The sequence below is a fragment of the Weizmannia sp. FSL K6-0777 genome, from assembly GCF_038593185.1.
Taxonomy (GTDB): Bacteria; Bacillota; Bacilli; order Bacillales; family Bacillaceae_C; genus Weizmannia; species Weizmannia faecalis.
In genome coordinates, this window is sequence record NZ_CP151971.1 from 1,951,828 (window position 1) to 1,970,213 (window position 18,386).

Below are 18,386 nucleotides of genomic sequence, written 5' to 3' on the forward strand. Positions count from 1 at the left end.
AAGTTTACCGAAAAACGGTTTTCCCCTTTGGTGGCTTCCCGAAAAAAAGAAGCGCTCTCCAGAGATGCGTCAAATTAAGAGTCTTTTTGCCTGAGAGATTCACGTTTCCGCTTGCTCCGTCGGCGCTGCAAAAAATGCAGTCTCTCCTCTTATTCTCATCCGCCAATATTCAGTTCAAAATCGGGCATACTAAAGTTAAAATGCCTGATGCAGGCTGTTCGATACGATTTTTCCCTGTATAACCTGTAAAAACTCTTGATCAGTTTCATCGTATCATGACACCATTCTGAAAATCAATTGAATTTTTTAAAATAAAAAGCGGCTGTAAGAAATCGAAAACGATGATCGGGGACGATTGGAAAAGGAGTGCAGGCAGCATGGAAGTCAACATTGAATTTGACCGCTCATGGGAAACGGGATTGATGGAACGCTATCAGGACGACGGGCCGTGGGGAAAATGGGAACTTTATAAGCTTGCAGTGGAAATGGAAAAACGGCTGGTCATTCCTGAATTTGAAGGATTGCAGGCGCCAAAGCATCTGGCCAATGTCAAACCGCTTGCGCACCAGCTGGAGGTTGCCCGCCAGGTCGTTGAAAAAATGAACGGCAAAGCCATTTTGGCGGATGAAGTCGGGCTTGGAAAAACGATTGAAGCCGGCCTTATTTTAAAAGAATATATGATTCGCGGGCTAGCAAAAAAAGTGCTCATTTTAGTTCCGGCGTCGCTCGTATCGCAATGGGTCGCGGAACTGAACAGCAAATTCCATATCCCCGCTGTCGGGCAAAAGAAAAGTTATATGTGGGAGCAGTATGACTGTGTTGTCTCTTCCATTGACACCGCAAAAAGAAGCCCGCACCGTGACATCATTTACAAGCAGCAGTATGACATGATTATTATTGACGAGGCGCATAAGTTAAAAAATCCGAATACAAAAAATTACGCCTTTGTTCAAGGCTTAAAGAAGAAATTCTGCCTGCTTTTGACGGCAACACCGATTCAAAACCGGATCGATGAAATCTTCCACCTTGTCTCCCTTTTAAAGCCAGGCCATTTAGGCAGCGAATCGAATTTCAGCAAAAAATATAAAAAAGGGGACAGGCAGGTGAAGGAAGACGAACATTTGCGGGAGCTGGTCAGCAAAGTGATGATCCGGAACCGGCGCACAAACACCGGGGTGGAATGGACAAAACGGCGCGTTGAAACGGTGCTGATTGACTTCAGTAAAGAAGAGCGCGAACTGTATGACGCGCTGCAAACGATCCGGCAAGGCAGCGAATCGTACAGCCGCGCCGGCTTTTCGCTGTTGACGCTGCAGCGCGAGGCGTGTTCGAGCCGGGAAGCCGTTTTTGTAACCTTAAAAAACCTGCTGAAAAAAACGGAGCAGCCCTCGCCCGTTTTAGAAGAAACCGTTGCTGCGCTGATCCAGAAAATTGAAGCGGTAAAAACCAATTCAAAAGCGGAAAAAGCGCTCGAGCTGATCCAAAACATTGATGATAAAGTGATTATTTTTACGGAATACCGGGCAACACAGCTTTACCTGCAATGGTTTTTAAAACAACACGGCATTTCATCCGTCCCGTTCCGCGGCGGCTTTAAGCGCGGCAAAAAAGACTGGATGCGGCAGCTGTTTGAAAACCACGCCCAGGTGCTCATTGCGACAGAAGCGGGCGGTGAAGGGATCAACCTGCAATTTTGCCACCATATGATCAATTTTGACCTGCCGTGGAACCCGATGCGGCTCGAGCAAAGGATCGGGCGCGTCCACCGCCTCGGCCAGGAAAAGGACGTGCATATTTACAACTTTGCGACCAAAAATACGGTTGAAGAACATATTCTGAAACTGTTGTACGAAAAAATCCATTTGTTTGAGCGGGTGATCGGGGAACTCGATGAAATTCTGACCCGGCTCGAATTCGGAAAACTGGAAGACCATCTGCTGGATGTCTTCCAAAACTCGCAATCAGAAGGCGAAATGAACATCAAAATGGAAAATCTCACCCAAATGATCGAATTTGCGGAAGCGATACGGAAAGAGGAGGGGCATGCGGATGCTGCAGGAAGAAATACATCAATATCTTGAACGCTTTTTTGAAGCAAACGGCGCTGTATTGGTTGAAAACCGCCCCGGCTGGATGACGGTGCAATTAACCATTGAACTCGATAAAGCGTTAATGAACCGGCCGTTTTACTGGTCCTATCTTGAAAAAACAGGCGGCATCCCGAATCCGATGACCGTCACGTTCATTACGGACCGGGAAAAAGCACCGGATACGGTGAAAGGAGAGCCGGTCCATTTTGGAAGCCCCCGCCTGAACCAGATTTTCGAGACGGCAAAGCAGTTTTCCCGCTATATCCGCCTGTTTGAAGACGTCCATCCCGGGCAGAAACAGGTGCCGCTTTACCCTTGGCTTGGGATGAATGTTAAAATTTCGTACCGCTGTGATTTAAAAAAAGATGTGTTCCGTTCGATCGGGTTGAATTTGATCCACGGCACAATGGCTGAAAATTTTCAGGACTTGTTGGAGCAGCGGACGCTGGCGCCGAAAATTCCGGATTATTGTTTTACCCTGACGCCGATCATCATGCTAAAAAGCGCCGTCAAAAGGATTGAACATTATATCCGGCAGGGCCTGGCGAAAGAGCCGCATCATTGGGCGGAAGAAGCGGTAAAACGGTGGCACCAGGATCTCGCGCTGTTGGACCATTTTTACGAAGATATGGAAGAGTGCCCGGAATCGTATGAAATTGAAAAACAGGCACTAAAGGAACAGTATGAGCCGAAAATTACCGTTCATGTCCTAAACGGTGGCCTCTTTTATTTAAAAGATGCGTTTATATAAGCAGGCAGCCCGCAAAAAAGGCTGCCTGCTTTCTACTGTTTTCTTTTGAAAAAGAGGAAAAAATAAGGGAGGATACCGAACCATCTTTCGGCAAAAGGCGGCATCTCTTCCTTTTTCTCGTTCCGCTTTTTCTGCCGCTCGCTTTTTGGCGTGCTCACATGCTGCATCCATGTTTGTGTCAGCAATTTGACATAATCATTTGTCGACATTGGCGCCACCGTCCTTACAGGCGCCAGTATACCCGAAAGCTTCCGTTTTTATGCGGCCGGAAATTTCCGCAACAATTTCCGCCACCGATTTTCCCGTCGTATCAATAACCAAATCGGCACAAGAAAGGTAAAACGGCCGCCTTTTTTTATAAAGGGAGATGATCTCCTCCTTTGTCCTTCCTGCTGCAACAGGTCTTGAGGGGTCATTTTGAATGCGTGAAACCAATATTTCCGGATCGCAATCCAGAAAAACCGTCACGCCGTCTCGTTTTAATAGACAGACGTTTTCTTCCCGCATGACAATTCCCCCGCCTGTCATGATCACCCCTGCAAGCGATGTGGCCCGTTTCAGCATCTCTGTTTCTTTCCGGCGAAAATAGGCTTCTCCTTTTACAGCGAAAATGGCAGCGGGCGGCATTCCTTCCTCTTCTTCAATCCAGCGGTCCAAGTCCGTCGCCCTACTTCCCAAGAGCGAGGCGAGCGCATGGCCGACAGTCGTTTTTCCGGCACCCATAAACCCGGTCAAATAGATCCTTTTGTTCATCGTTCCTCCCATTGAAACACCTTTTTTTCTGTCTGATTATATCGTATCGTACTTTTAAACGGTTCACCACTCTCATTTTCCGCAGTTAAAGAAATCACTGCAGTATCTCCGTCCTGTTTGATACTGTAAGACACCTTTCCGTCTGAAAAACGGAGTTCCCCCGGGCTTTTGTCGCCTTTTTCCAATTTTTGCGCCGCCTCCCTGATGGCGAAAAGCGACATGGTATTCCGCAAATAATATTCCTTCACCAGCACGGCATATTTCTTTTCGCCGAGATAAATGTCCGTTCCCGAAATGACCATACTGCATGCGGCAAGCGCCAAAAACAGCACCACCGGCAAAATAAACCCTTTTTGCCTGTTCATCGGGCAACGCCTTCCGATTGGCCGGGATCAACCGCATGGCGGGAAAGAAAGGTCATTTCCGCTGTTCTTTCCGCGCCATTCGGATAAACGGCGGCCACTTTGACCCCGTTTCCTGTTGCCGCAAATTGGATGGACTGCACATTTTGAAGCACAATTTGATGCCCTTCACCGTCCACTCTCCGCCGCAGACTGTTCTGGTATGGTTCATACGTAACCGTCCTTCCTGCCTCGTTCAGTTTCAAAGTATTTTGGGCTGCCTGGCACGAGGTGCTTATCCGGATTTCTTTACGCAACTGCATGAGAAAAAGATTCCACTCTTCATCTTCTTCCGGCCGGAATGCTTCCCCGGCTGTCCCGAATGTTTTCACTGCCAGGGGAAAAAGTGAGAACAAGGAAGTGACGAGAAGCAGTACGCACACGCTTTCAAGCAGCGTAAAGCCTTTTTCATTGCTGGAGCGAAACGCAAGTCGTGTTTTGTTCATGTTTGACACATGCCTTTCTGCCATTGTCTTTGATTTGAAATGTCCATGTGGCCCCGCCCACCTTTTTTTCTTTTTCAACGACTTTTCCGGTAAAAGTCCATTCCTCCGTTTTTTCGTATAAAAAACGGGCTGCCTCCATCTCTTGTTTTGCCTCTTTGATTTGACCAAGCATATGGAGAAACGGCGGGAACAGGCAGGCCGCCATCAGGCAAAATACGGCAAACGCAGCGATGACTTCCGGAAAAGTAAAGCCCCGTTCATTCTTCGACATAAAACCGCCCGCTTCCAATATGCGTAACCAGCTTGATTTGTTCTTGGCCGGACTGGAAATAGAGCGTGCCGAACTGGGTGACATTCCCGTCCGGCCCAATTGCATAGGAATGAAAGCTGCCGTTTTCGAACATTTTGATGCCTTCCGGAAGCCTTCTTTTTATAATCGTCGCATTTTTCCTCGCTTCGAAAATGGAGTACATATTGCTCTGGCGGAAAAATTGGACGTAAACGTTCGTCTGGCGAGAAATCGCGTCCGTTTGTGCCAAGTACAAATCGTTTTCAAGCTGGTTGATGAACATTTTTTTGACGATCGTATGTTTCACCGGCTTAAAACCGGCAAACGCAAGGGCGGTGATCACGGATACAATCAACAAAACAACGAGCATTTCCGGAAAGGTAAAACCGGCTTCGTTTTTTGGCCGCTTCACTTTGCAACCTCCGTTACCTTCCCGTCCGCCCCGATGTTCACTCCGTTTCCATTCGGGCAGCTCGTTTTCGATACATAGCCGCCGTCTTTTAACTGGCTGATGGATGACGGATATTCATTGTGGTCCATTTCATACGCCTGCACCTGTCCCTGCACCATCGCAATGAACGCATCGCAGCCTTTATTATTGATCGCATCGGTATGCTTGGAAATGTTCGGAATCATCAAAAACAAGAGAACCGTAATGACGAGCAAAACAATCAGCATTTCTATCAGCGTAAACCCTTTTTCATTTTTGATAAAAGACATGGACAATTTCTCCTTTCTTTTTTTGTGGGAAGGCTTGAAGCCCCGCCATCCGGCACGCCTTCCCCGGTTAAACCGCGTCAATCATCTGGAACATCGGCAGCATGATCGACAAATAAATGGCGACCAAAAAGAAACCGATGAAAATAAACACAACCGGTTGAATCAGCCCGAACAGGCTTTGGATTTTCTCTTCCATTCTTTTCAAGCTAATTTGGCTGTAATAATAGAGCTCCTGATCAAGGCGCCCGTTTTTCTCCCCGTGGCGGACCAAAATGACCAGCTGTGGCTCGATAAACGGGACAGAAGCCAGGGCCCGGGAGAACGTCTCACCAGCAAGCAGTTTTTCGCGCAAATATTTTGCAGTATCGCGCCAAAGCGGCTTAAAATTTTGCGATTCCATGACATGCAAAATTTCATAGACGGAAAAACCGCTTTTCAGCATAAAGCTCCATTCTCTTGCCAAAAACTGGCTGTAATAGCTGGTATAGTAAAAGCGGGATACCGGCAGCCGCGAAAGCCACGCCGCCTGCCTCAGCGGTTTTTTTCGTTTAAAATAGAGAAAAAAGAGTGTGAAAAATAGGAAGAGAAAAATACTTGAAACCAGGATAACATGCGGGGCCTGTTCCATGATAGTAAGGAACAGCCGGAGATTTCGCGAAGGTTTGTAGTCCATTGCGACATACATATGTTCAAATTGCGGCAGCAGCACGTTTCTCACAAAAGCCGTGGCGATAAACAGCGCGGCTGCCAATAGGAGCGGATAACGGATCAGTTTCCAAAAGGCAAGGGCATCCTCATGTTTTTTCAATAAGTAGGCGCCCGCCTCTTTAAGGGCAGCAACCATCTCCCCGTGCCGTCCGGCAAAATAAATTTGCATGCATGCATTGGCATCAAACCGGTGTTTCAGCAGCACGTCATGGAGCGGTGTTCCGTTTTGCAGCTGTTTGTTCATGGAACGCGCATCCAGTTCGCCGTCCACATGCCCGAGAAAATCGATAGCATCTGCAATTGGAAATCCGTTTTCGAGCATTTCACCGACCCGGGTAAGAAAGCGCCCCTGCAGTTTGAGGCTTATCCGCTTCTTCCTCTTCGGCAATCCAGCGGTGATACTCTTCTTCAGAAATGTATCCAAGCACAATCCCCTTTCTGAGCCATTCTTTCAGTGTCGGATAATGATAGTAGACTTGTTCCCCCTTTGCTTCTTTCAACACTCGCTGCAAATTTTTCCCGTACAGCAGCTCATATACTGCGGTTTGCCGCTTTTCTCGGCTGCGTGGGCAATCTTGCGAATCATGCGGACAGCGGATCCCACCGCATACCGGGCATCGCAATGTAATCAGCCGCTGTGCGCTGACTGCGAGCAAAGTCTGCTCCATTTCGTGGATGCTCACCCCAAATTCCATCAGCCTGTAAATCGCGCCCTTTGCGTCACGCGTATGCAATGTCGTCAGCACGAGATGGCCGGTGAGTGATGCGCGGATCGCAATTCTTGCTGTTTCGGCATCACGGATTTCCCCCACCAGGATAATATCCGGATCATGGCGCAAAATCGCTTTCAGCCCTGTGCTGTAAGTAATACCTGCTTTTTCATTCACCTGTACCTGCAAAAACGAGTCGCTTTGTTTTTCAACAGGGTCTTCCAGTGTAATCACATTCCGTAAAAACCGTTTTGCGCAGTGCTCAACAAGCGTATACATCGTCGTAGACTTGCCGCTTCCAGTCGGGCCGCTGAAAATCAGCATCCCATGCGAATGGTTGAGCAGCGCCATTATTTTTTTTGTGCTCGATGGAAAAAGTGAAATTTGGCTGAGCTGGAATTTTTCTTCATGGGGCAAGATCCGAATAACGAGGCTCTCTTTGGAAAGAGAGGTTGGCAGCGTCGAAATCCTTAAGGAGATCGTCTGCTGCAAAACGTTCATGGCGAACGACCCGCTTTGGGGTTTCCGTTTTTCACTGATATCCATGGAAGACATAAATTTCAAATGGGATATCAGCCTTTCCCCGGCTTTCGCGGAAAGGTTGCGGTGGGGGTACAGCCTTCCGTACTGCCGGAACTGGACATGGTAATGCTTTTCTTTCGGAACGATATGGACATCGGTCACATTGTTTTTTACCGCCTGTCCGATCAAAAGTTCCGCAATTTTTTCAACTGACATAAACCATCACATACCACCTTTCTTTTTGGGATATTCTCTCATTTCGACACGGCTTTCAAAATTCCTGCTTTAAAACAAAAATTTTTTCGCTATTTTTTCTCTTAGCGACAAAAAAGTGTGTGATTTTTGTCACAAATTTTGGCGTTGTTATCATTTATAATATAAATAGGATAAAAAATATAGAGGTGTTTCATATGGAACCAACATTAAAAGTGATCAATGCCCTTTCTGACCCGACCCGCTACTCGATTTACCAATTTGTACTGAAGAAACGGAGCGAAGTATCCGTCCAGGAAGTGGCCAATGAATTTCATATTCATCCGAATGTGGCAAGGCTCCATTTGTCCAAGCTCGAAGATGTTAAGGTGATTTCATCTGAACTGAACAAAACCGGGAAAGGCGGGCGCCCGGCAAGGCTGTATAAAAGCTCTGAACAAGTGGTAGAACTCTCCTTCCCGCACCGTGAATACAAATTGCTGTCCAACATTTTGCTTGAAGCAATCAACAAAATGAAACTGGCAGATGCAGGCCTTTTGAAAGATATCGGCCGGGAGTACGGAAAACGGATCATCGAAAACATCTTAAAAAACATGAATAAAACAAAAGACCAGCTGACATTTAACGAAAAATTATCTGTGCTCGCAAGCGTGTCCACCGTGGACGGATATTGCATCGAAACGCTGGAAACAACAGACAAGAACGAACTCGATTACCATGTATACAACTGTCCGTTCCGGGAATTAATCCATCACTCGGCGGATGTTTGCGAGATGCATGTCGCCTATATTCACGGGTTGTTTGAGGCACTGTTTGACGATTTCGACATCAACCAGCAGGAAACGATGCTCCATGATTGCAGCGAATGCATTTATCATGTGAAAGTTGCTAAAGTTGCGAATTAAGCACCGGTTGTGTTTACACCCCTTCTTTATTCCTTTATAATAAAACTTGATGGACATAAAAAGAAGGGGTGGTTCATTTGGATCGTATGTACCGCGTACTGGGTTTCTGGACTGGTGTAATGGCCGTCATGTTTTTTCTCGGCGGCATGAAAGAAACCGCTTTATTGTTTCTGGCCCAGACCGGTTTCTTTGTGCTTGTCAGCTACTTGAAACTGTCCGAACGCATGTATATGTACATCTTTGGGGCGTATTTAACGATTTTCTTCGCCGGCTTTACGTACTACACCACGTTTATACTCACACCCGGCTTCGGCGAATAACCTGTTCCTCTTAAAATCTGCTTGCTTTTTTCTTGCACTAAAAAAACCGGCAGCGCATGCCGGTTTTTTTATCCCTCCAAAAACGGGTTGGAGTCTTTTTCCGCCCCGATCGTTGTCTGCGGCCCGTGTCCCGGGAGCACGATCGTGTCCGGATGCAAAACCAATAATTTTGTATGAATGCTTTCCAGCAAAACGCCGTGATTCCCACCCGGTAGATCAGTCCGTCCGATGCTGCCGGAAAAAAGGGCGTCCCCTGAAAAAACAATGTTGTGTTCAGGCAGCCAGTACGAAACACTGCCCGGTGAATGGCCCGGTGTTTCCAGCACGTGAAGCGAAAAAGCGCCGATTTTCAATATGTCTTCCCCGGTGATCAGCTTTTCCGCCCCGCGCGCGCTGATTTCTCCCATCCCGAAAAAATAGGACCCGTTTTGCCCGGGATCCCCAAGCCACATCTCTTCCTTTTGATGGACATAGGCCGGGATCTTGTACGCATCCCGCACTGCATCAAGAGCACCAATATGGTCAAAATGGGCATGCGTTAAAAGCACCGCGTGCGGTTTCAGCCCATTTTCCCCGATAAAAGCATGCAGTCTGTGAAATTCAGCCCCGGGGTCAAAAATCAAACAGTCTTTTTCCTCGTTCCACAGGATATAGCAATTCGTCTGAATGGGCCCGACCGGCAATTGTTTCCATTTCATTCGTATCCCTCCTGTCCTATTGTATCATGTTTTCATCCGCAAAAAATGCCTGTTCATTTACTCGACAAATCACCAGACTGGTTGTAAAATAAAGATAATTGAATGCCTTTTCATTATAAGGGGGATGTCATGGGTACAGTCATTATTTTCAGTCTCGTCTCCATTCTGTCACTGATTGGTTTCATTACTGCGGCCAAAAACAAAAATATCCTCGGATTTATTTTCGGTATCATTTCTTTTGCCCTTTTCGGCTGGTTTGCCATCATGACCGTCATCCATTCGGGCTACCCGACCTTTACTTAATGCTTAAAAAAGCGGCGTCATGCCGCTTTTTTGCATCTTTGCATCACCAAAAACCGAAGCAAGTTCCCGTAATTCAATTTGTCTTAAAGCTTAGTGCGCGCTAGCACACAAGTTTGCAACAGGCTGCCCGTCTCTAGATGATTCAGTCCAAAAAAACCATTTCTTTTTCTCTGCAGCATAAAGACTTGCGCAAAACGGCCATACCGCCCTTGTAGTACGGAGGCTGGAAAAAAACTCCTCTTTTCAGATATCGCTGTTTCTCGTATGGCAAAATCAGCGCGTATCATGAAAGAGGGAGCTTTCCTTATATTTTATTTAACGCCAACCACGCTGCCCCGAGCACGCCAGCATCGTTTCCCAATGTGGCAAGTTCCAGTTTTGTCGATTTGCCGACCGTGTTGAACGCGTATTTCAAAAAATAAGCGCGCACTGGGTTTAAGAGCGTTTCGCCTGCTTTTGACACCCCGCCCCCTAACACGATTTTTTCCGGATTTAACGTATTTGCCACACTTGCCAGCGCAAGCCCGAGGTATTTTGCCGTTTCGTCCACAATTTCACAGGAAAGGGCATCGCCCGCTTTCGCAAAATCAAACACATCTTTAGCGGTTACCGAGCCGCTTTGGGCATACAAATCTTTTAACGGAGACGCGCTGCTAAATGCAGCCAGTTTCGCCATGGCTGTCCTGACCACGCCTGTTGCAGAAGCGACCGTTTCAAGGCAGCCGGTTTTCCCGCAGTTACACTTTGCCCCGCCTTCCGGAATAACGGTAATATGGCCAATTTCGCCTGCCGCCCCTTTTACACCGTGGACGATGTCGCCGCCTGTAATGATGCCGCCGCCGACACCGGTGCCAAGCGTAACGAAGACCATTTCCCCGGAACCTTTCCCGGCACCCTTCCACATTTCACCGAGTGCCGCAACGTTTGCATCATTATCGATCACCACTTTTAACCCCGTCCATTTTTGCAATGTCCCGGCAGCCGGATAATGCTGTGCCCAGCCGATATTGACGGTTTCATAGATCACGCCGGCTTCCATATCAACCGGTCCCGGTACGCCGAGGCCGATCCCTGTGATATCTTTTTTCTCCCGCTTTACCCGGGCCAATTCGTCCTCAATCGATTTTGCGATATTCGGAAGGATCGCTTCCCCCTGGTTAGCCGTCACAGTCGGGATCTCCCATCTGTGTAAAATATCGCCTGCTTCATTCACAAATGCCAGTTTTGTGGTGGTGCCCCCCAAATCAATGCCAATGATCCATTTCTCAGCCATTTCGCTCACCCTCAATTTTTTTCTCTTTTTCCAACCGTTTTTCCTGCCTGATGATCAACAGGGCGGTTTCGTATTCGCGGTTTTCCAGCACCCTTGCCTGGTACAATTGTCTCAGTTCCAATTCCATCAGCTCGAGATCGGCAAGCCGGTCCCCGATATAGACAATAATGCCGAATTTTTTCAAAAGCTGCTGCACATCATAAAGCGTTCTCATTTCGACCCAGCTTTCGTTTGATAAAAATCTGTTCCAAAGAAAAGTATAGTCGATTGTGCAGCTTCTAACAAGCATCAAATTGCGGCAATTTGCCGGATCATTTGGCCGCTCGGCATGGAAGTGCACTGTGAAACCATGCCCGGAGCATTTTTTGAAGAATGGCCGTGACAACCCGCGGTCTCAAAGAGGGAATTTTTTATCCCGGCAGAATTCGTCCCCCGAAAGGCCCGCGCTTGCACGCCAAAGAAGCGGGCCGGAACCGAAACGGGGGGCATACTTTATTAGACGCCGCGCAGGCCCATATAAACGAGGAAAGCGGCAAGAAGAAGAGCCGGAAGCTGTACACCGATGCGCTTCCGTTTCGGAAAGTGGACGATGCATGCTGCGAGAAAACCGCCGAAAAGCCCGCCAAGATGCCCGAAATTGTCAATGCCGGAAACGGAGAAGCCGAAAACGAGATTAATGATGATGAGCGTAATGACACTCGATCCCATTGTCCGGAAAAAAAGATCGCGGTAAGCCGTCCCGATGTAAAGCAAAGCGCCAAACAAGCCAAAAATCGCACCGCTTGCGCCGGCAGAAAGGCTTGGCGAAAACAGGAAGCTGGCCAGGCAGCCTGTAAACCCGGCGAACAAATAAATCAGGGCAAAACGCGCCTTACCGTAAATCCGTTCGACAAGCGGCCCGATGTAATATAAAGAGAGCGAATTCATAAAAAGGTGCATGATCCCGATGTGAATAAAAACCGGCGTAATCAGCCGCCAATATTGCCCTTCCATAATCAGCGGGTTGTACTTGGCGCCGAAACGAATCAGGTTTTGCGTATTCTGCGTCCCGCCGGTAAGCGACATGATAATAAACACGGCAATCTGTACGGCCAGAAAGACGTATGTAAAAAACGGCCTGCCCGCATCAAACAGCTGCCGTTCCTCCTCTTCCCGTTGCGCCTCGGCTGCGAACACCATCCGCTGTAATGCATAGGGGTCCCCACCCATGGTTTCGGGCGCAATCGCAAGCCGGCCTTCCGTAAACTGACGCAGCTTGCTGATCCCGGGATCAGGATTCTCCCCTTCAATCAATACGCTATGGAGTTCCGTTTTTCCGCCATTAATATGCATCGGTTCATCCAAATAAATTTCATAATCGTCAACCGGCGCATACGCACTCACATAAATATTGAGTACGCGCGGAGCAAGCCGTCTTATTTGTTTGCATAAATCTTCAGCCTGTGCGCAACAATCACGGATGTCGCGGTACAACCAGTTGCCCCAGTCGATGTCATACCGCAAAAGGCGCACAAGCGGCAAATTCTTCTTTTTTGGATTGGCAAGCCACATTTCATCCCGGTTTTCACTCAAAAACATGATCCGGTACTCATTTTCCACGACAAAATGGCGGCTGATTGCCCAAAACAAAACATCTGCCCTGCTGTTCACGATTTCCCCTGCCTTTTTCCATCCATTTTATCCTAACTATATCGAAAAAAAGAGCGGAGTGTAAAGCGTTTGGCCTTTTACACCCGCCCTTTTTTCGCCGTTATTGAAAAATCTGGCCCATGACGCGTGACCGCAATCCGGGAATCCGCATTGCTGCCGTGACCGCCAATTTTCTCGCAGGGCCGTACCCAAATACAGTGTTTAATACTCGGTAACGGTTCCGGTAAGCTGCTGAAAACAGAAGCAGTACCGCCATCCACTTCAGCCATCTGTTCATGGCGATTCCTCCCCCAAAAAAATTTTCCGCAACTCATTTCTATTTTTCCTGCCGGGAGAAAAATTATCCGCTATATAAAATGAACGAAACATCGCTACTTTGTTGCCGGCTGCAAAAAGAAACCTATGCAAATGGATGACCTTGTTTCAATGTAAAAACTTCAATTCATTTTATATGTAAGTCCCGGCAAAAGAAAAAACAGCAGGAAAACGCCTGCTGTTTACTTTGTTTCGCGATGTACGGTTGCACGTTTGTCCCGCGGGCAATATTTTTTCAATTCAATACGGTCCGGGGTCGTACGTTTATTTTTCGTTGTAATATAGTTACGCTCACCGCATTCCGTGCAAGCCAGTGTAATGTTTACACGCATGTTTCATCCCTCCATCTTTCTCAATCGATCGTGCATACGACTTATCTATCATAGCATTTTTCACGGACGATTGCCAGTATGTTTTTTCGGGCAAAACCGTTCTTCCCGCCGGCTGCCGGTATAGGTGAAATTTTCACTTGAATGGGGGCAAGTCCGCCGCTCCCCCTTTTCTTGCACGATTTCGCCCCCTCTTGCCAGAAAGGCGGTACACTTCACCGGAAAATCGTGATATAACTAACAATAGTACTTTGCAATGAAAAAGGAGAGAAATGGATGGTTATGACGCTGATGGTGTTACTGGCGCTTTCTGTGGTATTGTTTCTTATTTCGTTTTTCCGCCAGGACCGCGTGCATCTGGTAGAACAGGAACTGGAAGATTTGTCTTTAAAATTTTTCCAGGAAACGTACCAGATCAAAAAAAGATTACAGACGCTCGAAGAAGAATTCATGGCGCCTGGAGCCGACCCGCTTCTTCCGGATTCGTCCGGCGAAAGGATGCCGGTCAATGAAATTGTAAAAAACCAGGTGCTCGCTTTGTTCCGGCAAGGTCTTTCATTCGAACAGATTGCAAGGCAGTCCGCCCTCCCTGTAAACGAAGTGAAGCGCATCATTACGGGTGCCATGGAATAGAAAACGGATAGCGGGAAACCCCGTTATCCGTTTTTGATCGCAGCCATTAGTTCGAACCGCCTGCCCCGTTTTCGGCTGTTGGTACGGCCGTGTTGGCAGCATGGCTTTCTTCTTTTTTCTTCAGGTTAAAATAAGCTTTAAACACACGGTTCGCAATCTTTAAATTTGTGTGCGGGTCGGATGCGCCTCCCATGTAAGACCATGGCACAACAACCGAAATGGCAATTTCCGGGTGATTGTAAGGCGCATAACCGACAAAGGTGGAATTCCATGCATCTGACCAAATGGAAGGATGTGCCCTTCCGGCCGCATCGTATTTTTCCACCAGTTCACCGCCATAAACAGCCTGTGCCGTCCCGGTTTTCCCTGCCACTTTCAGACTGGAATCAATCCGCCCGTAAGCTGTTCCGTGGGGAACGTTCACCACGTTATAAAAACCTTGTTTGACGCGGTTGATGTATGACTCCTTCATATCCACACGGTTTAAGACCGTCGTGCCGATTTCTTTTTCGACAGGCCCGAGTGTCTTGCCGTCCGGGCTCGGTTCACGGATTTCCTTCGCAATATGCGGCTGCACGCGATAACCGCCGTTTGCAATCGTGGAAACATACTGGCAGAGCTGAAGCGCAGTATACGTGTCAAACTGCCCGATCCCAAAGTCGAGCACGTTCCCGCTGTTCGGCGGGACTTCCGTTTGATAGCCGCCGACTTCACCCGGAAGGTCGATACCGGTTTTAACACCTAGCCCGAATTGGGCAAAATATTTGCGCAATGTCCGGATCGTTTTCATTTTGTCAATATTAAGCGAGCCATTCGGTACATAATTATGCTGCCCGCCGATCGCCATGACCGTCCGGAACATATATACGTTCGATGAAACCTGCAGGGCCCTTAAGTCGTTAATCGCACCAAAACCAGACGTCACCCACGATTTTTTCACAGGGGTGCTGGCGAAATGGAGCGGCTGGTCGACAAATACACTCCCGGGCGAAATGGCCCCGGTCTGGTACCCGGTCAAAACAGTCGCACCTTTCACTGCAGAACCCGAAGGATAAGCAGTTGTCATATTCCCGAGTGCAAAGTCCTTGATTTTCGCAGCCCCGTTTTTTGTGACCACCTGTTTGCCGGCCATTGTCAGCACTTCGCCGGTATTCGGGTTCATAACGGTGACAAAGGCACGGTCAACAAGCGGATTGCTTGCGCGGGCCGCTTTGATTTCATCGGTAATAATTTTTTCAACTTCTCTTTGCAGGTCAATGTCAACAGACAAAACAAGGTCGCTGCCCGGCTTCCCTTTGCTAATCACTTTTGAAGAGATGACATTTCCTTTTTTATCCTGCTTCGCTTCTACTTTTTCTTTTTCGCCGTTCAAGACATCTTCATACTGCTGTTCAATATAACTTTTCCCGACACGGTCATTGCGGCTGTATCCGCGGGCCGTGTAGTACTGTTCCTTGTCGGCAGGCAGACCTTCTTTTTCGGTTGTCACATCGCCGAGGATTGACCCCAAAACCGAATCGTTGCTGTTCGCCTCTTTGAACACATAGTTCCGCTCCCAGTCGGTTGTAATATCTACGCCCGGCAGCGCTGAAAGATTCTCGCTCACAGTCGCATACTCTTTATTCGTCACGTCCGTGTTTTTGATAATTTGCGGGGACAGCACATAGCCGGCCGACATTTTGCTGTAGATCGCGAGCACATTGAGATCATCCCGCGACAGTGAATCCAGATCCTGTTTCGTAATCCGATTCAGCTGCAACTTGTATATTTTGTCGCTGTCGTTGTCGAGCTTTGCCTGTTCCGCTTTGGAAACGAGCTGTTTTGCCGCTTTCGGATGGGTTAGGATCCAAAAGTCTTTTTTATCCCGATCCGTCAGCCGTTTCACATCAGCATCCGGCACTTTGATGATTTCCCCGAGTTTCCTTGCCACTGTCAGCATTTTCCCGCTGTCGTCCGCCTGGGTCCTCGTATATGTGATCGCCTTCAGCGCTTTATTGCCCACAATCACTTTATAGTTCCGGTCAAGAATTCTACCTCTTGGAACAGAAGTATGGATCGTCTTGTCTTCCGTCTGTTCAAGTTCTTTTTTGTAATCCTGGCCGTAGACAATCTGCACGATGCCCAGACGCACGACTAAGACCGAAAAAAGCACAAAAACAGCAAAGAACAGCATATTCATTCTAAATGGAATATGCGACCGCTTTTTTCGCTTCTTTTTCTTCAACCTTTTTCTGCTCCTCCCTTCGCCATCGGCTATACATTCCATTTTAGCGAAAAAGTGCGGACATGGCTATAAAAAATACCGCCATTTTTGGAAACGGCGGCCCTACATATTCCCAATCCGAATATTCCTTGTAAAAAGCGAAATGCATAAATGTCCTGCCCCAATCACAAGCATCAGCACGCGGATGCTTATCTGGCTGTTGAAAAAAGTGACAGCCGCAATGAAAAGCAAAATCGAAACGACTCTGCCAGCATTGGTAAATATTTCAAGCACGACAACATATTCAATCCGCGCTTCCGCTGCTTTCCATGCCCTGCCGATCACATCGTATGTCATCGAATTATACGGGACAAGCAGAAGCGGGTAAGCAATCGCAATCGTTGCGGCATAAAGCAGCATTCTCGGATAGGTGACTTCAAAAATAAACAAAAACACGGCCGCATACAGAAGCAGCCCGCCCAAAAAAATGGAGCGCTGGCGATGCTTGATTTTAATATAACGGGCAACGAGCGTGTACCCGAGAAACTGCAGGCAGGAATTGATCAGCCCGAACGTGCCAAGAGAAAGCTCGCTCCCCGTGGAAAGGAACACAAAAACGGAAATCATAAACACAAACGTGCCATCCCTTAAACCTTGGACAAAATGGGCGCTTGTAATCCGTTTCCAATTCGGGTTGCGATGCCGTTCCTTTACGATTTGCTTAAACAAATAACGGCCGTGTGCAGGTCGTGGTGCAATAAAAAAACTGAGGACGACGGCAAGGGCAAACAGGATGAGAGAGAGCGCAAAAACGACCGTATAGCCGCTTTTCCCAATCGCTGAAATGATCAGACCGGCGGCAAACGGCCCGGCCATGCCGCCGATGGATCCGAATGCCCCCATAAAGCCGTTAAAAAAATCCCTCGTCTCGGGCTCCGTAATTTCAAACGTCAGCACGTTATAGGCGAGCCAATAAAAGCCATAGCCGATCCCGAGCAGCCCGCCAAGCAAAACGATAAAATCGCCGGCATGCCCCCGCGAAAACAGCACGCTTAAATAAAACAGTGCCAAAAAGGCAACCCCGATCCTGAACACCATGACCCTGTCCACTTTTTTCGCCCATCTTCCCGCGATGATAAAAGTAAGCGGCTGCAGGATAACAACCGATAAATTATATACCGCCAGATCTATGTACTTCCCTGTCTGCTTCCATAAATATATGTTAACGAAAGAATTGGACAGCGAAACGCTTAGAGAATAAAGCCCGCCGATCGCAAGTAGCAGCAGCAGATCTTTTGACAGTTCTATATCTCCGAACCATTTTTGCACACGTTTCATAAATCAAAACTCCCCCCATTCCCCTATATTGTTTTGAAAAACGGGGGCGTTTATGCACGAGCGCATGCAAAAAGGGCGTGCACGCAAATGGCGCGGCACGCCCTTTTTTAAATGGATCGCGATTATTTCGCTGCTTCGTACAGTTTTTCCACTTCGTCCCAGTTCACGACATTCCAGAATGCAGAAATGTATTCCGGACGGCGGTTTTGGTATTTCAAGTAGTAAGCATGTTCCCAAACATCAAGGCCAAGAATTGGTTTTTTGCCTTCGGAAAGCGGGTTGTCTTGGTTCGGGGTGCTTGTAATTTCAAGCTCGCCATTATTGACAACAAGCCATGCCCAGCCGGAACCGAAACGACCCGCTGCAGCCGCTGCAAATTGTTCTTTGAATTTTTCAAAGCTGCCGAATTTGCTGTTGATCGCGTCAAGCAGTGCGCCTTTCGGTTCGCCACCGCCATTTGGCGAAAGCAACGTCCAGAACAACGAGTGGTTGGCATGTCCCCCGCCATTGTTGCGAACCGCTGTACGGATTTCTTCCGGAACCGCATTCAAATCCGAAATTAAGTCCTCAACGGATTTGGAAGCAAGGTCGTCATGGCCTTCCAACGCTTTGTTCAAATTGGTGACATAAGTATTATGGTGCTTCGTATGGTGGATGTTCATCGTTTCCTTGTCAATATAAGGCTCCAGGGCATCATACGCATACGGCAATTGCGGTAAAGTGTACGTCATATCTTTATTCCTCCTTTATGTAGTGTTTTGAACCGAAAAGATTCAAAGATTTGTCATATTTAATGTACCAAAACCGATTGATAAA

At 47.8% G+C, this 18,386-nt stretch carries 24 protein-coding genes and 1 riboswitch; of the genes, 6 read left to right on the plus strand and 18 right to left on the minus strand.

The features are described 5' to 3' along the window. Nucleotides 1-68 precede the first annotated feature (68 nt). Nucleotides 69-159: riboswitch (glycine riboswitch) on the minus strand. Between the two features lie 218 nt (nucleotides 160-377). Together NST70_RS09245 and NST70_RS09250 are read left to right on the plus strand one after the other, a co-directional pair. Next, on the plus strand, nucleotides 378-2,081 hold the full coding sequence (locus tag NST70_RS09245) for an SNF2-related protein (protein WP_014098031.1): 1,704 nt from the start codon (nucleotides 378-380) through the stop codon (nucleotides 2,079-2,081). After that, the gene (locus tag NST70_RS09250) at nucleotides 2,050-2,841 is read left to right on the plus strand and encodes a YqhG family protein (RefSeq protein ID WP_014098030.1); all 792 of its coding nucleotides are present in this window, start codon (nucleotides 2,050-2,052) and stop codon (nucleotides 2,839-2,841) included. Before NST70_RS09245 ends, NST70_RS09250 begins: the two co-directional genes overlap by 32 nt. A gap of 32 nt (nucleotides 2,842-2,873) precedes the next feature. Here the strand turns inward: NST70_RS09250 and NST70_RS09255 are convergent, their stop codons facing one another. From NST70_RS09255 to comGA, 9 genes are all read right to left on the minus strand, one after another. Continuing rightward, on the minus strand, nucleotides 2,874-3,050 hold the full coding sequence (locus tag NST70_RS09255) for a YqzE family protein (RefSeq protein ID WP_014098029.1): 177 nt from the start codon (nucleotides 3,048-3,050) through the stop codon (nucleotides 2,874-2,876). After that, the gene (locus NST70_RS09260; protein WP_237680863.1) at nucleotides 3,037-3,606 is read right to left on the minus strand and encodes a shikimate kinase; all 570 of its coding nucleotides are present in this window, start codon (nucleotides 3,604-3,606) and stop codon (nucleotides 3,037-3,039) included. Before NST70_RS09260 ends, NST70_RS09255 begins: the two co-directional genes overlap by 14 nt. Further along, on the minus strand, nucleotides 3,591-3,959 hold the full coding sequence (gene comGG / locus NST70_RS09265) for a competence type IV pilus minor pilin ComGG (RefSeq protein ID WP_014098027.1): 369 nt from the start codon (nucleotides 3,957-3,959) through the stop codon (nucleotides 3,591-3,593). The genes NST70_RS09260 and comGG overlap by 16 nt, the downstream gene beginning before the upstream one ends. Further along, nucleotides 3,956-4,441 carry a competence type IV pilus minor pilin ComGF gene (gene comGF / locus NST70_RS09270; RefSeq protein ID WP_035184588.1) on the minus strand — a complete coding sequence of 162 codons (486 nt, stop codon included), beginning with the start codon at nucleotides 4,439-4,441 and terminating at the stop codon, nucleotides 3,956-3,958. Before comGF ends, comGG begins: the two co-directional genes overlap by 4 nt. After that, nucleotides 4,404-4,712, minus strand: a complete 309-nt coding sequence (locus tag NST70_RS09275) for a type II secretion system protein (RefSeq protein ID WP_035187947.1) — start codon at nucleotides 4,710-4,712, stop codon at nucleotides 4,404-4,406. The genes comGF and NST70_RS09275 overlap by 38 nt, the downstream gene beginning before the upstream one ends. Continuing rightward, nucleotides 4,699-5,142, minus strand: coding sequence for a competence type IV pilus minor pilin ComGD (gene comGD, locus NST70_RS09280; protein WP_035187944.1), 444 nt, complete (start codon nucleotides 5,140-5,142; stop codon nucleotides 4,699-4,701). Before comGD ends, NST70_RS09275 begins: the two co-directional genes overlap by 14 nt. Beyond that, on the minus strand, nucleotides 5,139-5,450 hold the full coding sequence (gene comGC, locus NST70_RS09285; protein ID WP_013859645.1) for a competence type IV pilus major pilin ComGC: 312 nt from the start codon (nucleotides 5,448-5,450) through the stop codon (nucleotides 5,139-5,141). The genes comGD and comGC overlap by 4 nt, the downstream gene beginning before the upstream one ends. 67 nt (nucleotides 5,451-5,517) lie before the next feature. Further along, on the minus strand, nucleotides 5,518-6,582 hold the full coding sequence (comGB, locus tag NST70_RS09290; RefSeq protein ID WP_235601868.1) for a competence type IV pilus assembly protein ComGB: 1,065 nt from the start codon (nucleotides 6,580-6,582) through the stop codon (nucleotides 5,518-5,520). Further along, entirely contained in the window at nucleotides 6,482-7,606 is a 1,125-nt protein-coding gene (comGA, locus tag NST70_RS09295; RefSeq protein ID WP_061577075.1) for a competence type IV pilus ATPase ComGA, read from the minus strand. Before comGA ends, comGB begins: the two co-directional genes overlap by 101 nt. 194 nt (nucleotides 7,607-7,800) lie before the next feature. Here comGA and NST70_RS09300 point away from each other — a divergent pair, with 194 nt between their 5' ends. Together NST70_RS09300 and NST70_RS09305 are read left to right on the plus strand one after the other, a co-directional pair. After that, entirely contained in the window at nucleotides 7,801-8,508 is a 708-nt protein-coding gene (locus tag NST70_RS09300; RefSeq protein ID WP_014098020.1) for a helix-turn-helix domain-containing protein, read from the plus strand. Nucleotides 8,509-8,585: 77 nt separating this feature from the next. Then, nucleotides 8,586-8,828 carry a DUF2626 domain-containing protein gene (locus NST70_RS09305; protein ID WP_014098019.1) on the plus strand — a complete coding sequence of 81 codons (243 nt, stop codon included), beginning with the start codon at nucleotides 8,586-8,588 and terminating at the stop codon, nucleotides 8,826-8,828. A 68-nt stretch (nucleotides 8,829-8,896) separates the two neighbouring features. Here the strand turns inward: NST70_RS09305 and NST70_RS09310 are convergent, their stop codons facing one another. Continuing rightward, complete coding sequence (locus tag NST70_RS09310; RefSeq protein ID WP_035187941.1) at nucleotides 8,897-9,526, minus strand: MBL fold metallo-hydrolase; 630 nt, start codon at nucleotides 9,524-9,526, stop codon at nucleotides 8,897-8,899. Between the two features lie 129 nt (nucleotides 9,527-9,655). Between NST70_RS09310 and NST70_RS09315 the strand changes: the two genes are divergently transcribed. Continuing rightward, entirely contained in the window at nucleotides 9,656-9,829 is a 174-nt protein-coding gene (locus NST70_RS09315; RefSeq protein WP_014098017.1) for a DUF2759 domain-containing protein, read from the plus strand. Between the two features lie 304 nt (nucleotides 9,830-10,133). Here NST70_RS09315 and NST70_RS09320 read toward each other — a convergent pair whose 3' ends face one another. From NST70_RS09320 to rpmG, 5 genes are all read right to left on the minus strand, one after another. Then, complete coding sequence (locus NST70_RS09320) at nucleotides 10,134-11,102, minus strand: ROK family glucokinase (protein ID WP_014098016.1); 969 nt, start codon at nucleotides 11,100-11,102, stop codon at nucleotides 10,134-10,136. Then, nucleotides 11,095-11,316 (minus strand): YqgQ family protein, encoded by a 222-nt coding sequence (locus NST70_RS09325; RefSeq protein ID WP_013859652.1) that lies wholly within the window; start codon nucleotides 11,314-11,316, stop codon nucleotides 11,095-11,097. The genes NST70_RS09320 and NST70_RS09325 overlap by 8 nt, the downstream gene beginning before the upstream one ends. 281 nt (nucleotides 11,317-11,597) lie before the next feature. Next, nucleotides 11,598-12,752: a rhomboid family intramembrane serine protease gene (locus tag NST70_RS09330; RefSeq protein ID WP_017550537.1), complete on the minus strand. Its 1,155-nt coding sequence runs from the start codon at nucleotides 12,750-12,752 to the stop codon at nucleotides 11,598-11,600. Between the two features lie 100 nt (nucleotides 12,753-12,852). Continuing rightward, on the minus strand, nucleotides 12,853-13,029 hold the full coding sequence (locus NST70_RS09335; RefSeq protein WP_168986044.1) for a hypothetical protein: 177 nt from the start codon (nucleotides 13,027-13,029) through the stop codon (nucleotides 12,853-12,855). Nucleotides 13,030-13,249: 220 nt separating this feature from the next. Further along, nucleotides 13,250-13,399 carry a 50S ribosomal protein L33 gene (rpmG, locus tag NST70_RS09340; protein WP_014098013.1) on the minus strand — a complete coding sequence of 50 codons (150 nt, stop codon included), beginning with the start codon at nucleotides 13,397-13,399 and terminating at the stop codon, nucleotides 13,250-13,252. 273 nt (nucleotides 13,400-13,672) lie between these two features. Between rpmG and NST70_RS09345 the strand changes: the two genes are divergently transcribed. Beyond that, nucleotides 13,673-14,029 (plus strand): hypothetical protein, encoded by a 357-nt coding sequence (locus NST70_RS09345; protein ID WP_017550540.1) that lies wholly within the window; start codon nucleotides 13,673-13,675, stop codon nucleotides 14,027-14,029. 46 nt (nucleotides 14,030-14,075) lie between these two features. On the opposite strand, the gene NST70_RS09350 is transcribed toward NST70_RS09345, so the two are convergent. From NST70_RS09350 to sodA, 3 genes are all read right to left on the minus strand, one after another. After that, nucleotides 14,076-16,253, minus strand: a complete 2,178-nt coding sequence (locus tag NST70_RS09350) for a penicillin-binding protein 2 (RefSeq protein ID WP_035187937.1) — start codon at nucleotides 16,251-16,253, stop codon at nucleotides 14,076-14,078. A 102-nt stretch (nucleotides 16,254-16,355) separates the two neighbouring features. Beyond that, nucleotides 16,356-17,570, minus strand: a complete 1,215-nt coding sequence (locus tag NST70_RS09355; RefSeq protein WP_035187935.1) for an MFS transporter — start codon at nucleotides 17,568-17,570, stop codon at nucleotides 16,356-16,358. Nucleotides 17,571-17,692: 122 nt separating this feature from the next. Beyond that, the gene (gene sodA, locus NST70_RS09360; protein WP_014098009.1) at nucleotides 17,693-18,301 is read right to left on the minus strand and encodes a superoxide dismutase SodA; all 609 of its coding nucleotides are present in this window, start codon (nucleotides 18,299-18,301) and stop codon (nucleotides 17,693-17,695) included. Nucleotides 18,302-18,386 lie beyond the last annotated feature (85 nt).